Here is a 17,397-nt window from a genome sequence, read left to right as displayed (position 1 = left end):
CGCGCAGGCTCAGCCGCTCCCGTCACCACCGGACCCGACGGTCTCGGCGCGCCCGGCGGACCCGGCGGACCCGGCGGACCCGGCGGACCCGGCGGACCCGGCAGGCTGCGACGCAGAGGCGGCCGGCTGCGACGCAGGCTCGGCGAGGGGCAGCACGTACTCCCCCGCCAGCCGTGCCAGATGCAGGGGAAGGGGCCGGGACAGCGGCGGGTAGTCGTCGTGCAGGCGGAGCTGATGGGCGAGGGTCGCCCACTCCGCGGGCGAGTCGGCCGGCTCCTCCGGGCGGCCGGCGTCGGCGAGGGCCTTCTCCGACAGACAGCCGAGCACGGTCAGCTCCAGGTACACCGGGTTCCAGGCGGTCTTCCGGGGAGCCGTCCGGTGCGGCGCGACGGGCACCAGCTTCATCAGCCCCTTGGGCAGGGTCGCCGTGTGCGGGACGTCGGTCGTGCTCGCGAAGACCCGGTTGTCCGGCTCGGCCGGGCCCCAGACGCCCTGGGAGAAGCCCACCTTGCCGGTGCCGTCGTGGGCGTACCACTCGGGTACCTCCTCGCGGCCGTTGCCGTCCCGGGTGAGGACCAGGCGCAGGTCGGGGCCGTAGACGGCCAGCCGCTGGTCCCGGTCGACGCCGAAGCCGAGCATGTCCCGCGCCAGTGCCCCGTTCCGCAGCCGGGGCCAGCACTGGCGCAGGTTGCCCAGGTCGGCCAGCAGCAGGGTCGGCCGGTCGCGGAACTGGTAGAGCAGGGTCCTGATCTGCCGCTCCGCCTCGTACGGCCACGGCCGACCCGCCGCCGCCTCGTACGGCCATGGCCGCTCCGCCGCCGTCTCCCGGGCCCGGCCGCCGGTGGCCGTCCCTCCGGGTGCGGCGGGCGGGGCCTGGGTCCCCTCGGCGGCCAGCAGGCGCAGCAGCCGGTGGTACGGCACCCACTCGGCGCGCTCGGCGTCCCAGCCGTGCACGGTTCCGTCGCCGGGCCGCACGCGCACCGCGACGAGCCGCCGCACAGGGCAGCGTGTCGGACCCTTCCGGGTGTGGCGGACCAGCCAGAGCGCGGCGTACTGGAGGTCGCCCGGGATGCCCGCGCCGACCCGGTGCGCGGGCGGGGAGAGGGCGCCGAGCTGCCTGAGGACGTCGAGCCACGCCCACCGCGCCCGGTGCGCGAGGGCCTCCTCCGCCTCCGTGGGCACGGTGATGAACTGGCTCAGCCTCCCCCGGTGCGCGCAGGCGATGCGCAGGGCGTGCTTGGGGTCGGAGTCGGGCACCTTCCGGAACTCCTCCTTGCCCCGGATCTCGACGAGGGCGACGCCCAGACCGTCGGCCGGCTCGGTCAGCTCCCGGGAGACGAGGTCGCACCGGCCGGTCACCGCGTCGGCGAGCCGCAGCGCCCGGGACCGCCCGCGGTCTCCCGGGAGCCGCAGGGGATCGGCGAGGCGGCCGGCGGGCCGCGCGCGGACCCGGATGTCGATGCCGTCCGTCTGCCAACGCCACGTCGCGCCAGCCCTGTCACCCTCGCCGTCGTCGACGCGCCGTCCCGGAGGCAGTCCGATCAGCGCGGGGAGGGCGGCGATCAGCGCGTCGCGTGTCTCGGGTGTCTGCCAGAGGAGTTCCACGTCCAGCGGAGCGCCGTCGAGCACGCCGGCCAGGGCCGAGCGGCGGCCGAGGCAGAGAGCCGCCTCCCGGACCTCCGGCTGGTCCGCCGGGGCGGTACGGGGCAGCAGCGAGGGCGTGTTCCGCCGGGTGACCCGGCCGAGATCGGGTACGCGGCGCAGCATCGGCCGCAGTCCCTCCTCGACCCAGGCGTCCAGGAGCGACCGTTCCCTGGGCATCAGGCCCGGACCCACGCTGTGCGGGCCGAGGACCGGGCTGTGGACGATGCCCGCGGCGATGCCGTCGCGGCCGGCGAGCCAGGTCCCGGGAGCGGAGAAGAGGTCCGCCGCCTCGGGGTAGCGCCGCACGATGTCCAGGTCCGGCAGCAGGATGGCCGGGCTGTGCCGCCGCCACACGACCCGGCCCCGGGCGCGGTCGTAGGCGAGGGTGTTCTCCACCAGCCGGCGTGCGCGGCCGGGGCCGTCGGGCCAGGGCGGCGGTGCGTCCAGCAGGACGGTGCTGCCGCGCAGGTCGCGGGGCGCGATCGCGAGGCTGGTGGCCCAGCGGCGGATGCTCGTCGAGACGTGGACGCGCGGCCGTGCGGCGAACGGCACGGTGTGGACGGCGATGGTGAGGAGCGCGGAGTAGTACCAGGTGCGTTTGTTGTGCTCGTGTGCCCGCGGCGGCCACGAGACGAGTTCGGCGCCGCCCTCGCGGCTGACCACGCGGAACCGGATGTCCGGACCGAGCGCGTCGAACGGGCGGGCGGCGAGCCGGTGGGCCACCCATTCCGGCAGCAGGCCGAACACCCGCTGGGCGGGCTCGGCGGTACCGCCGGGCGAGACGGTGGTCTCGGTCAGATCGACCTCTTCGGTCTCCCAGGAGGGCAGGTCCGCGACGACCGTGTCCACCTGATCCAGCAGCCTGTCCTCCCGGTCGAGGGTGTCGGCGTCGTCGTCCTCGGGGTCGTCGTCGCCGCGTGCGCGCAGCAGGCCGGCCGCCCAGGTGGCGACCAGTGGGCCCACCACCTCGGCGGGCACCGGCTCGCTGCCGTACAGCCAGGGGCGGCCGGCGGCGTCCGCGTTGCGGGCGGTGGCCACGACGCCGGGGGCCAGGGCCCGCAGCAGGGAGTTGAGCTGGCGCACCGGCAGCCGCGCGGGCCGGCCGTCGTGCTGCCGGCCGTCGTGGTGCCGGGCGTGGTCGTACAGCCGGGTCAGTGCCGTGTGCAGTTCCGTGCCCAGGCGCATGACGTGCAGGGACTCCAGCAAGGGTCCGTGGGCGGGGTCGGGTTCGTAGGCGGCCGTGCGGATGGTGCCGTACACGCGTTCCTCCTTCGGGAGGTCAGGATGATGCGGGAAGTCCGGGTCCGGTCGTACCGTGGCCGGCGGTTCGGCTCTGGGCCTCCAGACAGCGGTCGAGCATCCGCCACAGGGGCTGGTACAGCGCCCGCACGATGAACCGGTGGTCCTCCGGGGCGCCGTGTCCGTCCTCGAGGTAGTGCCGCAGCACGTGGCGCACGCTGTGCAGGAGGCTGGTCACGGGCGTGTCGGGCCCCGGCGGGACGGCCGCCCGGCACGGTGTGAAGGCGGAGTCCACGAAGACCACGCGGGCCGGCACACCGCCGCGGACCAGGCGCCCGATGACCTGCCACATCAGCACGAGCAGGTCCCAGGTGACCTGTTCCCGGTCGTCGCCGAGCCGGCTCCAGGCCATGCTCCGCCGCAGCACGTGGTACCAGTGCGAGCGCGCCTCGCGCCGGACCGCCTCGGCGCCGTCCGCCACCGTGGCGCCGCCGCGCACCCACCGGGCGAAGTCGCCGTTCTCCTTGGCGCGGACGATCCAGTCGTTGACGGCGTTGACGGCCAGCCCGAGGTCTTCGGGGTGCGGGTTGGGGCGGGCGAGGAAGTAGACCGTGCCGATGGCGGCCTGGTCGTCGTGGTTCAGGATGTTGTGGCCGCGCTCGACGGCGAGCAGCGGCGCCACCAGGAGGTCGGCCCGGGCCTCCCTGAGGTGTTCCACGTCTCCGCGCCGCAGCGTCCTGGCGTGCGGACCGTCGCCGTCGTGGCCGTCCTCGTGCAGCTCCTCGTCGTCGGAGACGAGCCGCAGCACCCGGCCGCGCCAGCGGAAGTTGAGGTTGTGCAGCGTGTCGGCGACGACCCGTGCCTCCTCGTAGCTGCCGACCACGAGGAGGATGTGGTCCCGGCCGTCCGGCAGTTCCACCATCTCGCGTTCCAGGGGGCCGCCGCCCTCGGTCCCGCTCTCCTCGCTCGCGCCGAGCACGGTGGCGATGTACCGCAGGGTGTCCAGCCGTTCGTCCGGGTCGGTGCCGGACACCCGGACCGGGCCGTCGTCGTCGTCGATGAACTCGAAGCGCATCAGGCTCTCTTCGGCGATGCGCCCGGTCTCCGCGGCGGGCGGTTCGATGATCACGCCGACGGGCACGTGGATGTGGTAGCGGCTGGACGTGCCGGCCCAGCTGCTGCCCGACATCAGCAGGACGTGCGCTCCGGGCCGGCCGTCGGCCGCCGCGAGTTCGGGCAGCTTCCGCAGCAGCTCGCGGCCGACGCCGCTGCACCGGAAGAAGGTCAGCGCGCCGCTGCGCACCCCGCCCTCGTCCGGTCCCTGGACGTGGAACTTGAAGCCGATGACGTTGCCCATCGGTGCTTCCGGCACCATCGGTCCGTAGTCGTCCGGGCGGCGGTACATCGTGTTGAAGCCCAGGTTGAGCGCGGCCTCGACGCGTGGCCACATGGCGTTGACGAGGGCGAGTCTCGGCTCCAGGGCGCACAGCAGCAGGCTGAACTCGAAGCGCTGGGCGAACTCCGTCCGCCACTGCTCCGGGGTCTGCGGCGGCTTGGGTTCGGCACGGCCGCGGGACGCGCCCGGTCCGTTCTTCCACCGCTGCCACTTCTCCTGCCAGGCCGCGTGGTCCCGCCGGTACTGCCGCCGTCTGCGCTCCATGAAGGGCTGGAGCCGGAACACCCGGTCCATCACCCGCCCGACGCGCTGCCGGGTGTTCTCGGGGCTGCTGGTGTGCAGGATCTCGTTGAGGAGTCCGGTGAGGTCGCCGAAGTCCTCGTCGGTGAACCGGTGCCGGTCCCCGAACGGGTTGTCCCGGAAGGCGTCCAGCTTGTTCCACAGCGCCTCCCGGGCCGCGCTGTCGGCGGCGGCGTCCCGGTCGGTTTCCGGTGCCCGGTCGTCAGGGAGGCTGTAGCGCTCCTCCAGCAGTCTGAGCTGCAACGTCCACGCGCTGAAGTAGCCGGTGCGCACCCAGGTGCGCAGCCCGTGGTCGGTGACCAGCATGGCGTAGAGCCGGTCGGTCGCCGCCTGGGCGGTGTTCAGCGCGGCGGTGAAGGTCTCCACGTCCCGGTCGGAGAGCTGTACCCGGCCGCGGACCGCCAGCTCCCGGATCTTGTGGCCGCCGAGCCGGTCGATGAAGCCGTCCTCCTGGCCCCCGGCCAGCGGCACGGCCGGGGCGAAGGACTGGTCCCACTGCATCTGCACCCGGTCCGCCTCGTCCACGATCACCAGGTCGCTGCGGCGGCAGGCGAGTTCGAGGTACCGGATGCGTTCCCCCTGCTGTGCGTAGGGCGGACGCGCGTCGAGGAGCGCGGCGGGTGTGGCCACCCAGATGTCCGCGTCGACCAGCGCACGGGAGGTGTGGTGCCGTGGGCACACGGACCAGTAGGGGCAGGTCACCGCCTGCTTCTGCCAGCGGGGGCCGCCGGAGGCTTCGGGGGTGCCGCGTCCGCGCCGGGCCTCCGGCCGCAGCCGGGTGCAGGGCGCCTCGCCGAAGGCCAGTGCCTTCGCCGCCGCCGGCCCGCGCCGCAGGGCGTTCAGCGCGCAGGAGGTGCCCAGGTGGTCGAAGGCCGGGTCCTGGTGGGCGAGCAGGCGGTGCTCGCCCTGCCCGGCCAGCCGCCGGTGCAGCCGCTGCGCGTGCCGTTCCCTGTTGTTGACGCCCACGACCGGCGCGGCGGCGCCGTCGGTGTAGACGTTGTACAGCTCGACCAGGCGGAGGACTTCGGCGACGTCGCCGACCACCACGGTGACCCGTCCCTTGCGGGGCCTGGTGGCCAGATGTACGGCGATGACGTCCCGCAGGGTGCTCTTGCCCGCGCCGACGATGCCGAGGAGGTGCTGGACGCGGTCGACCGTGAACGTCTTCGCGTGTGCGGCGAATCCGTGCCCGGTCCTGACCGAGAGGAGCAGCTTGCCGAGCCGGCCCGCCCAGTCGCGGTCGCGTACGGCGTCCATGCGGGCCGCCGTCCTAGTCAGCTCGTCGATGTCGAAGGTCAGCGGCTCCCCCTTGCCGGGCGGCAGGGCGTCGAGGTCGTGGGCGACGGGCGGGCCGGCCGGGACGGCCGGCAGATCGATCACCTCCGTCGTGTGGCCGAGCGGGAAGGCGTGCGGTCCGGGCCCGGCCACCTTGGGGCGGTCGCCCGTCGGCTGCGGTGCCACGCGCAGCAGCCGGTCGTAGGCGGCCCACCGGTCGGCCGCGACGGAGACCTCGCGGCGCCGGGCCGGGCCGTCCGGGTCGGGGACGTCGTAACCGCGCAGTGCCGCGGCGGACTGCTGGTAGCGCTCCAGGGCCTCCCGCCAGGCGCGGCGCCTGCGCAGCGTCCACATCGAGTAGCGGCCGGCGCGCAGCGCGGCGTCCGCGTCCGGGGGCAGCGGGACGCCCCATGCCTCGGCGAACGGATAGCCGCTGAAGAGCACCCAGGCGTGCACGGCGGGGCTGCCGGGCATCAGCCGCTCCTGGAGCCGCAGCCCCGTCTCCACTTGGCACAGCAGCTCGTACGCCGCTCTGCGCCCGGCCGGATCGAACTCCACGAGGCGCGCGATGACATCGGAGACACCACGGGCGAAGCTGCGCATCAGGGTCCTTTCTCGGGGTCGGTGTTTGGGCGGCCCGGCGGACGCAGCAGGCGCTCCAGTCCGTCGGGGGTGGTGAGGCGCACGCGGTCGCGGCACTCCTCGTCCAGCGCGGCCCGGAAGGCCATGCGGTAACCGGCCCGGTCCGCCGCACGGCGGGGGACCACGATCAGCACCGGGTCCGTGGTCCGCGCGAAGGCGGCACCGGCCCGCCCGGCCAGCAGGGCGGGGTCGTGGCGGTCGTGCACCTGGAGGAGGCGGGAGCGCGCCCCGGCGCCGGTGACCCGGTAGGTGCCGAGGCCGCCGTCCGCGAGCAGGGTGTACGCGGCGCCGGCCCGCCCGAGTGCGTCGAGCGCCTCCTGTTCGGTGCGTGCGGGGACCGAGAGGAACGCGCGCAGAGCACGGGTGAGGAGGCGGTGGCCGGCGGGCTTGCGGATCAGCCGGAAGGGGACGCCGGGCGGGCAGTCCTCCGCCTCGCACCACGTCGATCCGGTGCTCTCGCGCTCGTCGCCCGGAGCACGGGCCGGCAGCCCGCAGGTGCCGCACAGCCTCAGGGTGCCGCGGACGAGCAGTGCCTCGGGGACCGGTTCGTACAGGTCCCTGACCTTGTTCCAGACGACCGCGTCCCAGCGGCGGGAGCCGAACCGGTCCCGGGGGCCGACCACCGGGTGCCGGGTCAGGAAGTGCCGGCACCGGCTGTAGCGGTCGGCGGAGGCGCATCTGCGCTCCAGCAGGGCCAGGGCGTCGAGGGCGTCCTGCTCCACACGTCCCGCCCGGCCCGGCGGGGCCAGTTCCAGGCACCGGCGGGTGGGCATGAGCCCTACCGGGTCGATCAGCCACAGTTCGGGGTGTGCCGGTGCCGGCCGGCTCCCGGTCGGCCGGTGGGTGCCGGGGCCGGTGCACCAGGAGAGCAGCTCGGGCAGGCTTCTGGGCGCCGTCCGCCCGTGGTTCAGGCAGTGCAGCACCATGCGGTCCAGGGCCAGTTGAACCGGCTGCGGATACGGCAGCGAGAACGAGCGGAGCCCGTCCTGTTCCGCCAGGACGGTGAGGGCGCGTGCCAGGTCGAGGACGAGGTCGTCCGGGTGGCGGTCCGGCGCCGCGGTCTCGGGCCCGGGCGTCACGCGGCGTCCGTCGCGTCGGTGCGGGCGGAGCACCACCGCGCCACCTCGCAGCGTGTGCAGACCTCGCCCGGGGTGGCGGCGTAGTCGTCGTCCCGGTGCCATCCGGCGGTGAGGTCACGGACCAGGCCGACGGCGGTGGTGCGGTGGGCGGGGGCGTACGGGTCGATGATCTCCAGGTCGGCGCCGTCCGGCCGCAGGATCTCCAGTTCCACGCGCGCCCGGGAGGCCGAACCGCCGAGGTCGCCCCGGGAGAGGAGCAGGACGGCCAGGGCCAGTTGGGGGTAGGCGCGCAGCAGGTCCTGGGCGGGGCGCGCGCCGCGGGCGGACGTCTTGGTCTCCCGCCACACCCAGGAGTCCCCGTCGCGGTACAGCAGATCGGGCTCCGCGATCACGATCACCTCGGCGGTGTCGTCGTGGCGGACCACCCGGGGCTCGGCCCGCACATCGCTGCGGTCCCGTACGCGGCGCAGGGGGCACACCGCGGCGTGATGACGCAACAGGGCTCTGCCCAGGCGCTGTTCGTCCGCCGGCAGGTCGAAGCCCGCCGGGACCCAGCGGGCGGGGACGTCCACCGTGCAGGGCCGCAGGGAGCCCTGGCCGTGGCGCTGGGCGAGATAGGCGTGCACGGCGCGGCCGCGTTCGGCGGCGATGCCGCGCTCGACGGCGTCGGCGGCCGGGAGGTGGAGGCGGCGCATGTGGTCGCGTGCCGGACAGTCGCGGTAGCTGCGGCCGTTGGTCACCGACCAGGTCCGCCGCGGCCGTCCGGGAGTGTCCGGGCCCAGCAGACCCGGTGCCTTGCGCAGCACCGGGCACACGGGCAGGTAGGCGCAGCCCGCGCAGGAGGGCCCGGGCCGGTACTCCTGTCCGTCGAGCACGGCGGACAGCGCCTCGGGACCGCCGCCGGTCCGGTACTGTTCGACGGCTTTCTCCCGGGTGCCCTCGAACAGGACGCGCGTGCGGCCGTCGAGCACGGCGAACTCGACGACGCGCACCCGCTCGGGCAGCGGGCCGGGCAGGCCCTCGGCGGTGGCGAGGGCGGCCGCGGCCACCTGGCCCGGGCGCGGTTCCGCCGCGCCGATCCGGTGCACGGGGAGCCGGAGTTCGCGGGTGGTGCCGTCCGGTGACCGCAGGCAGCGGCCCCAGACGTTGATGCGGTACTCGCCGGCGCCGCGGTGGTCGGCGGCGGGCAGCCGGTGCCGGTAGGTCCACGGGTCCACCTCGGTCAGCGGGCGCGACGGGTCCGGCGGGAAGGCGGTGCCGTAGACGGAGCGGGCGTGGGCGGACCACTGCCGCAGTCCGTCGTGGAGGGGGCCGGACCGTGGTTTCATGAAAGGCCCCAGGGCGAAGTGCTCCAGGACCTCGCGTGGACGCTCCTGCCGGGCCCGCGGCAGATACCCGCGGGCCTTCATCGCGTCCGCGGCGGGACAGCGGTAGGCGGTGTCCTTGAACATGCCCAGTGACACCGTGACGACGTCGGAGCCGCGGTACACCCCCTCGGGTGGTGACCAGGATTCCGGCATGCTCACTCCTCTCGGTTCGGTGACGGCCGCACGCGGCTGTGCGGCGCGAAGGGAAGGGAAGTCGGTTGACGTACCGGGGAAAGACCGTTCTGGGGCGGTACGAGTTACTGGCGGAGATCGGCAGTGGCGGTCAGGGCGAGCTGTACCGCGGGCGGGACACCGAGACCGGCCGGCCGGTGGCGGTGAAGCTCCAGAGGGCGCGCCTCTTCGAGCGTGAGAGCAGCTATCGGGGGATGGGGGAGGAATTCGAGGCGGAGGCCGACACCACTCGGCAGCTCACCGGCATCCAGGGGATTCCGCGCGTCTTCGGCCGCAGCGGACCCGGCCGCTCCGGCGGGGAGCGCAGGTGCATCGTCCTGGAGCTGATCGAGGGCACCGTTCTCTACGACGCCATGCTCAAGGCCCGTCCGTTGCGGGTGCCCACCGTGGCGGCCCTCATCGGCAAGCTCTGCGAGACGCTGCACCAGGTCCACGACCGGGAGCTGGTGCACCGCGACGTCAAGCCGGAGAACGTCATCCTGGACTGGAGCGGCCGGGTCTGGCTGATCGACATGGGCTTCGCGCGGTACCAGGGCGAGAAGACGGACCGGGGCGAGGGCACGCCCGGCTATGTGCCGCCGGACGAGTACGACGGCTGCCCGCACGGGGTGACGCACCTGACGGACGTCTTCGCCCTCGGTTGCATGATCCTGGAGATGACGGTGCTGCGGCTGCCGTACGCCGGCATGGCGGAACGCCCCGCGCCCGACTGCCCGGTACTGCCGCCCGACGACCTCCGGCGTGTTCCCCGCGAACTGCGGGACCTCGCCCTGAGCATGGTGGACCGTCTCCCGGCGAACCGTCCGCGGGACGTACGGGAGGTGTTCGACCACCTGCGTCCGTTTCTGCCCGTGCCCGGGGCGAGGCCCCCGGCGAAACCCCTCGACCCCGATCCGACCGAGTACTACCGCACCCACGAGCCACGTCTGTGAGCCTGCCGGCACCTGCGCTCACCGCAGGCTCTCCAGCTTGTCGAGGACCTCGCGCACGCCGTCGTCGTCGCCCATGAACTCGCGGAGGACGGCGATGCGTTCGAGTGCCCGGACCGCCGCGTCGGTGTGCCCCGAGGCCAGGCGGACCTCGGCCAGCCGGCACAGGGTCTTGGCCTCGTTCGGCCAGTAGCCGAGGTCCCGGTAGATCCCGACGGCCCGCTCGTACAGGCGGAGCGCCTCGTCCCGCTCGGAGCGCGCGACGTGGATGCCGGCGAGGGTCGTCAGGGCGTTCGCCCGCCCGTTGTCGTCGTCGGTCGTCTCGAAGATCCGCAGGGCCTCGCCACAGGTGCGCAGCGCCTCGTCGTACTCGCCGCGCGCACCCCGCACGGTGCCGATCCCGTTCAGCGCGGCGGCCGCACCCGCGGCGTTGCCCACCGCTTCGAAGAGTCCCAGGGCGTGGCGGTGATCATCCTCCGCCGCCTGGAGGTCACCGCGGCGCTCATGGCCGGCGGCGCGCATATGGAGCGACAGGGCCAGGCTCAGCCGGCCGGCGGGGTCGTCCCGCTCCGCGCTGAGCCGGACGGCTGCCTCGACGTTGCGCAGCCCCAGTTCGAAGGAGCCGCAGCGTATCTGGCTTCCGGCCAGCATCCGGTAGACCATGGCCTGCTCGGTGGGCGAGGCCGATGCGCGCGCCTCCTCGGCGGCCCGGCGCAGCAGGCGCTCCGCCTCGGCATGCCGGCCGCGCCGCCACTGGTACGACACCAGCGCCAGCGAGGTCCGCCAGACGTGGTCCCCGAGGTGGTGGTCCGCGGCGAGTTCGATGCCGCGCAGGACCGTCTCGTACTCGGCGTCGAGGTAGGCCATGGCCTGCTCTTCCGTGTCGGGGTCGATCACCCGGCCCGTGCCGGGGTCCGCTATGGGCAGGGTCCGCTGCGGATCGATCACCCGGTCGCACGCCGCCACGTTGTGCAGGTGGTGGTCGAGGATCCGGCGCACCGTCATCTCCCTCGATTCCTCCAGGGGTTCGCCGTCGTCCGACAGCACCTCGTGGCGTGCGTAGTCACGCACCAGGTCGTGCAGGCGGTAGCGGTGCGCGGCGTATTCGACGAGGTTCGCCTCGATCAGTTCGGCGAGGTACCGGTCCGTGTGGCTTCCCGGCCACCCGGCTGCGAGGTCCATCACGGCGTCCCAGTCGATGCTCGGCCCTGGATGGACGCCCAACTGCCACAGCAGCCGCCTGGCCTCGGGCGACAGCGCGCGGACCGAACAGCCGAGGGCCAGCCGCACCGAGAGGGTCCCGCCCGGCTCGTAGAGTTCGCTGAGCCGTTCGTGGTCCCGGCTCAGCCGGGTGACCAGGTCGGCGACCGCCCGCGGCGGACGGTTGCGGACCCGCCCGGCGATCAGGGAGAGGGCCAGGGGCAGCCGGCCGCACAGCTCCACCAGCCGGTCGACGGCGGCCGCGCACTTGTGGCGCACGTCCGGGGCCATCGCGGCGTACAGGACCTCGGCCGCCGGCTCCCGGTCCAGCGGTTCGACGTCGCAGAGGTACACGCCCTCGCGGGCGGCGAGGTCGGGCAGCCGGTTCCTGCTGGTGACGATCACGGCCGAGGTGCCGGCGCCGGGCAGCAGCGGCAGGACCTGGCCGGCGTTGGCGGCGTCGTCCAGCAGCATGACGAGGGAGCGGCCGGCCAGCCGGGTGCGCAGCGTGCTGCTCAGCGCGTCGGGATCGGTCGTCTCGGTCCCGACCCCCAGGTCGGACAGGAACCGCCCGATCAGCCGGGCCGGTTCGGCGGGTGCCGCGGCTTCGCCGGCGAATCCGTACAGGTGCGCGGAGAGGGTGCCGTCGGGGTAGTCCGCTTCCACCGACCGGCACAGGTGGTTCGCCAGTGCGCTCTTGCCCACTCCCGGCAGACCGGTCAGCAGGATCACCGCCACCTTGCCTTCGGCCCGCCGCTGGGCGAGGTACCGGCGCAGGGACGTGATGTCCGCACCGCGGCCCCGCAGTTCGCGTTCCGGGAAGGGAAGCTGGCGGGGAACCGGAGGGCTGGGCGTACCGCTCCGGACGCGGCCGGCCTGGTAGGTGTTCCGGGTGATGGCCCGCACCAGCCGGGCGAGTTCGGCGTCGACCGGGTTGCCGCGGGCGCTCTTCCGGTCCCTGATCAACTGCTTGGCGGCCCGCACCGACTTCTCCGCGGTCGCCTGCAATCGGTAGCGGAATATCTGTTCATCGCTCTTCCTGTCGACGGGGAACCGGTCCAAGAACTCCTCGGTTTCCTTGCGTAACCATTCGTGCTCTCCGGCCTCCCAGGCGGCGGCCGCGCAGGCGACCACCGCGGCACTCCGTTCACCCAGCAACTCGGTCCGCGCCAGCCGGAATCCGCGTCCGGGAAGACCGGTCAGCGGCCCCTCGGGACACCACGGCTCCAGAGCGCCGCGGAGGATGTCGAAGCGTGCGAAAGCCGACATTTCCCTGGACCGTCGCATTTCATCGTGGAAGTGGAGGAGGTCGACATGACACTCCGACAGATCCATCGAACATCCGCCCGATCCCATGCGCCCCACCCGTCCGTCCAGCCGCTTGCGCAGGTCCGACAAGTGACGGCTGATCGCGGCGTCGCTCGGGTTCCCGTCCGGCCAGAGGTGGTGGACGATCTCGTCCCGCCGCACCCGATGGCCCGGCGCGAGCACGAACAGCGCGAACAGGCGGGGAAGCATCGACGTGCCCTCCACTCCCCGCCCACCTGGGACGACGGCTCTGACCGGGCCGAGTACCTGCCCCTCCAACAACTCTCCTCACCTCCGTGACGGTCACCGGCCTGGTTCCGCCGGCACCTGTGCATGCGTATGCCGATCGGCGCGGCTTCACACGCGAGTGCTCCCGCGCGCCCTCAGACCGGACTCCAATTTCCCTCAGAACGCGCCGGGCGCCGTGGCCGCGAAAGGGCCACCATCGCCGTCAGCCGCACCACCGGACCACCCGCCCAGGGCGCCCGGCGCGGCCGCTCCCCTCACCAGAGGCCGGGCGACCGGCAGTTCGGGCCGGCGGTACAGGCGCCGGCCGAACGGCAGCACGAAGGAGACGATCGATGAACCAGCGACGCAGCACGCGCCGGGGAGGCCGGAGGCGGTCCTCCTCGATCCGCGGGGGCCGGACCTCCAGGCGCCCGGTGCGCCCGGCCGCCCCCGAGACGCCGCCGGCCTCCGCGCCGGCCGACACGGAGGCCGGGGACGAGTCCGCCTGACCGGCGGCACCTGCCGCGCGGAGCACGGTCTCCTGGTGCCCGCCTCCGGGCGGGCACCCCCCTGACCCCCCGCTCCCGGCCCCTGCGGGCCGCCACCCGTGAAGCCGCCTCTGCAACGCCTGGTGCACGCACTCCTCCCACGCTCACACCCGTACAAAACCGTTACGCGTGTGACGCATGCCCAGTTCATTCGCTTTGCCCGTTATAAGCACATCCACCCCAGCCCAGGAAGGAAAAAGCCTTGATACTGGCAGATTCCGGCGGCGCGTTCGCCGCGGTCATGGCGCACGTCACCCAGCCCCGCTTCGCGGACCGTGCGGTCCTTCACGTCAGGTACGGGCCGGAGCAGGACGCGGTACCGCTGACGCCCGCCGAGGCGCACCGGGCGCTCTACGGCGACCTCGTCGACCAGGAACTGGCCGCCGCCGTCTGGCGGGACGCCATCCGGGCCGCGCGCTCCGACGACTCCCCCGGCCGCCCGTGGCAGTTGCTGCTCCTCTGGCTCGCCCTGCCCCGTCTGACGGGCACGGTCCGCCGGATCGCTCTGCGCCTGCGCACCGGCCGGCGGGTCCTGGAAGCGGAGATGGTCGCCACCCTCCTGGAGCGGCTGCCGACGGTCGATCCCGAAGCGCCGGACGCCATCGGGCAGTTGCTCCGGGCCGCCCGCAGCGGCGCCTGGCACTACGCGCGTTCCGAGGCGCGCAGCTTCCCCACCGCCGACATCGAGGGCGTCGCCGCGCGCAGCGCCCGCCCGGGAGACGGTGACTCCTGCGGGGAGGACGAGGGCCACGAGCACGAGACGGACGGAACCGGCGGCCTCGCCTGGGAGATCGCAGCGCCGCCGGACCCCGCCGGGCTGCGCGCCTCCGTGCGCGTCACGGTCTCGGCGGAGCAGGTCGAAGGGGAGCGGCTGGGCGCGCTCGCCAAGCGCCTGGGCCTGCACGACGCCGTCCGGCAGGTGCGCCGTCCCGGCCGCGGGCGCCGGATCGCGACCCTGCGGGTCGGCCCGCCGAGGAGGCGCCCGTGAGCACCCCCTCCCCCAGGCGGGATCCGCTCACCTTCACCGAGGTGTTCGACCTGCCCGTGGCGGTCGACCTCCGCACCGCCGCGCGGGCCCTGGGCATCTGCCCGCACACCGCCTACCGGCTCATCCACCGCGGTGACTTCCCCTGCCCCGTCCTGCGGGTGGGAGGCCGCTTCAGGATTCCGACGACACCGTTGATGCGCATTCTGGGCATCGACGAACGGCCGGTCTACGCGGTCGACCTGGAGGCCGGCCTGGACATCGAACCGGACGGGACTCCCTGAACGGGCGACGCGTCCGACAGCAGCCGGAGGCCCGGCGGGAAACCGCCGGGCCTCCGGTCTTCTCCGGCCGGAAGGACGGCGAGGCGGTGGTGCGGACGGCTGGCGGGCGTCCTGCGTGCCGTGAGGCCCGGGGAGCCGCCGGGGTGACGCCGGGGTGACGCCGGGTGCCTCCGCGTGCGCGGCGGGCCACGGCTGCTTAGCGTGACCCCATGAGCACAGTCCAGGCACGGCCCGCCCCCGACGAGCGGCGGTGGAAGGCGCTCGGGGTCTGTCTGGCGGCGGGGTTCATCTCGCTTCTCGACACCTCGATCGTGAATGTGGCACTGCCCTCGCTGGAACACGGACTGGGCGCCTCGGAGGCGACCCAGTCCTGGGTGGTCTCCGGGTACGCCCTCACCTTCGGCCTCGCGCTGGTCCCGGCCGGCCGGCTGGGCGACATGCGCGGCCGGCGCCAGGCCTTTCTGTTCGGGCTCGCCCTGTTCACGGTGGCCTCGCTGGCCTGCGGGCTCGCGTCCGGGCCAGTCTGGCTGGTGGTGTTCCGGCTGATCCAGGGCACGGCGGCGGGCATCGTCGCACCGCAGACCTCCGGGCTGATCCAGCAGATGTTCGCGGGCGACGAACGCGCCAAGGCCTTCGGTGTGCTCGGCACCGTCATCGGGGTGTCGACGGCGGCGGGCCCGCTGGTGGGCGGTCTGCTGATCGACGCCGCCGGCACGGACGACGGCTGGCGCTGGGTCTTCTTCGTCAACCTGCCGATCGGCGTGGCCGCCTTCGTCACGGGCCTGCGGCTGCTGCCCCGGCTCCCGCCGGCGGGCAAGCGCGAGGACTTCGACCTGTTCGGCGTGCTGCTCCTCGGCTCGGGCGTGCTCGCCCTCATGCTGCCCCTGGTGCAGGAGCAGCAGTGGACCGGCCGGGCGAAGTGGGCGCTGCTGCCGCTGGGGCTGGCGCTGCTGGGCGCGTTCTGGGCGTGGGAGCGACGGCAGGGCCTGCTCTCCCGCGCCCCGCTGGTGGACCTGGCGCTGTTCTCCCTGCGCTCCTTCACGCTGGGCGCCCTGATCAGCCTCACCTACTTCGCGGGCTTCACCACCGTCTTCTTCCTCTACGCCCTGTACCTCCAGAACGGCCTCGGCTACAGCGCGCTCGCGTCGGGCCTGACCGTGCTGCCCTTCGCGGCGGCCTCGGCGGCCGGGGCCGCCGCCGGAGGCCGGCTGGTGGTGCGGTTCGGCCGCAAGCTGGTCGTCATCGGCCTCGCCGGCGTCGCACTGGGACTGCTCGGAGTGATGGCGGCGGTCGCGCTGGCACCCGGACAGAACCTGGGCTGGGCGTCGGCGCTGCCGCTGCTCATCGGCGGCGCCGGGTCCGGGCTGACGGTCTCCCCGAACACCACCCTCACGCTGACCCGGGTCCCGGTGCACCGCGCGGGCGCGGCCGGCGGCGTCCTCCAGACGGGCCAGCGCGTCGGCTCGGCGGCCGGGATCGCGGTGGTGGGCTCGGTGTACTTCGCGCACCTCGCCAACCACGGCCGCACCGACACGGCGATGCAGCTCGGACTGCTCTCCGCTGTGGGCATCATCCTGGTCGCCCTCGTACTGGCGATCGCCGACCTGCGCGAACGCCATGTGCGCCCGGAACCCGAGAAGGCCATGGAGATGGCCGGGCGAGGCGAGGACGACGTCGAGGAAAAGGTACGGCCCGGCGCGTGAGCAACCGCCGGCACGCGCCCGTGCCTCACGGGACGGGCACGCCCGGGTACGAGCGACCGGCGTACGGCGGCTACGACCGCCGGCACGGCTGAGCGACCGGGTACAGCGCTACGACCGCCGACGCGGCCGAGTCACGGGGTGCGGCGCCTACGACCGCCGACGCAGCCGAGCAACCGGTGCAGCACCCACGACCGACGGAGCGGCCGGGTACGGCGGCTACGACCGACGGTGCGGCCGAGCGGCCGGGGGTGCGGCGCCTACGACCGACGGCGCGGCTTGCCCCGCTTGGCCGGGCCGGCCGGTCTGCCGCCGCCCGTGCGGGTGCGCGCGCCGCGACCGGCCGGCTTTCCGGACGTCCCGGAGGACTTGCCCGACTTCGCCGCCGGTGTCTGCCGGGTGCCGCCTTGGCCGGAACTCCCCCGCCCGGCGTCGGCCGCGGGCTTCGCCGCCGTACGGCCCCGGGTGCTGTTGACCGTACGGCCCCGGACGATGCCGATGAACTCCTCCACCAGGTCGGTGGTGGCCTCCTCCGGCCAGCACAGGGCGACGCCGGACTGCGGCGCGTCGACGACCGGGCGGTAGGTGAGGTCCCGGCGGTGGTACAGGCGGGCCAGCGACTGCGGTACGACCAGGAGGCCGATGTTCGCCGCCACCAGCTCGACGGCGTCCGAGGTCGTCGCGGGCCGCTCGAAGGCCGGTTCGCCCGGCGGCGCCTCCCAGTCGAAGACGTCGTCCAGCGGGTGCAGGAGGACCTCGTCGGCGAGGTCGGCCAGGGTCACCTCGTCCACGGCCGTGATCAGGTGGTCCTTGGGGACGACGACCACCGTGGTCTCGGCGTACAGCGGGATCGCGCTGAAGAACGTGCGGTCGACCGGCTGCCGGACGAGACCCGCGTCCGCCTCGCCCGCGCGCAGCACCCCGGGCGCCTCGGCGGCCGGTACCTGCGCGAGGGTGAGCGGGATGCCGGGCAGCCGCTCTTTCCAGGTCTTCACCCACTTGGCGGGCGTCACCCCGGGAACGTACGCGAGCCGGAACGACGGTGATTCCTCCGAGCCTGTCACCAGGCCAGACTACCGGC

Annotated in this window: 10 protein-coding genes; 4 read left to right on the top strand and 6 right to left on the bottom strand. The window is 74.1% G+C overall.

Translation table 11 applies throughout. The features are described from left to right. Positions 1 to 9 precede the first annotated feature (9 nt). Genes ACZ4SV_RS08940 through ACZ4SV_RS08925 form a run of 4 tightly spaced genes read right to left on the bottom strand, consistent with a single transcriptional unit; the run spans position 10 to position 9,095 of the window. Complete coding sequence (locus ACZ4SV_RS08940) at positions 10 to 2,904, bottom strand: pPIWI_RE module domain-containing protein (protein ID WP_468002695.1); 2,895 nt, start codon at positions 2,902 to 2,904, stop codon at positions 10 to 12. Between the two features lie 19 nt (positions 2,905 to 2,923). After that, a complete protein-coding gene (locus ACZ4SV_RS08935) occupies positions 2,924 to 6,457 on the bottom strand; it encodes a pPIWI_RE_Z domain-containing protein (protein WP_468002693.1) in 3,534 nt (1,177 codons plus the stop codon). Continuing rightward, positions 6,457 to 7,575, bottom strand: coding sequence for a pPIWI_RE_Y domain-containing protein (locus tag ACZ4SV_RS08930; protein WP_468002691.1), 1,119 nt, complete (start codon positions 7,573 to 7,575; stop codon positions 6,457 to 6,459). Before ACZ4SV_RS08930 ends, ACZ4SV_RS08935 begins: the two co-directional genes overlap by 1 nt. Continuing rightward, on the bottom strand, positions 7,572 to 9,095 hold the full coding sequence (locus tag ACZ4SV_RS08925) for a PD-(D/E)XK nuclease family protein (RefSeq protein ID WP_468002689.1): 1,524 nt from the start codon (positions 9,093 to 9,095) through the stop codon (positions 7,572 to 7,574). The genes ACZ4SV_RS08930 and ACZ4SV_RS08925 overlap by 4 nt, the downstream gene beginning before the upstream one ends. 65 nt (positions 9,096 to 9,160) lie before the next feature. Here ACZ4SV_RS08925 and ACZ4SV_RS08920 point away from each other — a divergent pair, with 65 nt between their 5' ends. Continuing rightward, positions 9,161 to 10,066 carry a serine/threonine-protein kinase gene (locus tag ACZ4SV_RS08920; RefSeq protein WP_468002687.1) on the top strand — a complete coding sequence of 302 codons (906 nt, stop codon included), beginning with the start codon at positions 9,161 to 9,163 and terminating at the stop codon, positions 10,064 to 10,066. A gap of 18 nt (positions 10,067 to 10,084) precedes the next feature. Here the strand turns inward: ACZ4SV_RS08920 and ACZ4SV_RS08915 are convergent, their stop codons facing one another. Further along, positions 10,085 to 12,781 (bottom strand): AfsR/SARP family transcriptional regulator, encoded by a 2,697-nt coding sequence (locus ACZ4SV_RS08915; protein WP_468002685.1) that lies wholly within the window; start codon positions 12,779 to 12,781, stop codon positions 10,085 to 10,087. Positions 12,782 to 13,549: 768 nt separating this feature from the next. Here ACZ4SV_RS08915 and ACZ4SV_RS08910 point away from each other — a divergent pair. From ACZ4SV_RS08910 to ACZ4SV_RS08900, 3 genes are all read left to right on the top strand, one after another. Beyond that, positions 13,550 to 14,335, top strand: coding sequence for a hypothetical protein (locus ACZ4SV_RS08910; RefSeq protein ID WP_468002683.1), 786 nt, complete (start codon positions 13,550 to 13,552; stop codon positions 14,333 to 14,335). Continuing rightward, positions 14,332 to 14,616 carry a helix-turn-helix domain-containing protein gene (locus ACZ4SV_RS08905; RefSeq protein WP_468002681.1) on the top strand — a complete coding sequence of 95 codons (285 nt, stop codon included), beginning with the start codon at positions 14,332 to 14,334 and terminating at the stop codon, positions 14,614 to 14,616. The genes ACZ4SV_RS08910 and ACZ4SV_RS08905 overlap by 4 nt, the downstream gene beginning before the upstream one ends. A gap of 209 nt (positions 14,617 to 14,825) precedes the next feature. After that, the gene (locus ACZ4SV_RS08900) at positions 14,826 to 16,319 is read left to right on the top strand and encodes an MFS transporter (RefSeq protein ID WP_468002679.1); all 1,494 of its coding nucleotides are present in this window, start codon (positions 14,826 to 14,828) and stop codon (positions 16,317 to 16,319) included. Between the two features lie 257 nt (positions 16,320 to 16,576). Here the strand turns inward: ACZ4SV_RS08900 and ACZ4SV_RS08895 are convergent, their stop codons facing one another. After that, positions 16,577 to 17,380, bottom strand: a complete 804-nt coding sequence (locus ACZ4SV_RS08895; RefSeq protein ID WP_468002677.1) for a LysR family substrate-binding domain-containing protein — start codon at positions 17,378 to 17,380, stop codon at positions 16,577 to 16,579. Positions 17,381 to 17,397: the final 17 nt, after the last annotated feature.

It is taken from the genome of Streptomyces sp. NPDC027672, assembly GCF_055566335.1.
Note: the sequence above shows the minus strand (reverse complement) of the source record. Positions and strands in the feature narration are given on the sequence as shown.

Coding starts and splice junctions, on each gene's coding strand:
- ACZ4SV_RS08915 (WP_468002685.1), bottom strand. CDS start 12,781: ATGCTTCCCCGCCTGTTCGCGCTGTTCGTGCTCGCGCCGGGCCATCGG.
- ACZ4SV_RS08900 (WP_468002679.1), top strand. CDS start 14,826: ATGAGCACAGTCCAGGCACGGCCCGCCCCCGACGAGCGGCGGTGGAAG.
- ACZ4SV_RS08935 (WP_468002693.1), bottom strand. CDS start 6,457: ATGCGCAGCTTCGCCCGTGGTGTCTCCGATGTCATCGCGCGCCTCGTG.
- ACZ4SV_RS08925 (WP_468002689.1), bottom strand. CDS start 9,095: ATGCCGGAATCCTGGTCACCACCCGAGGGGGTGTACCGCGGCTCCGAC.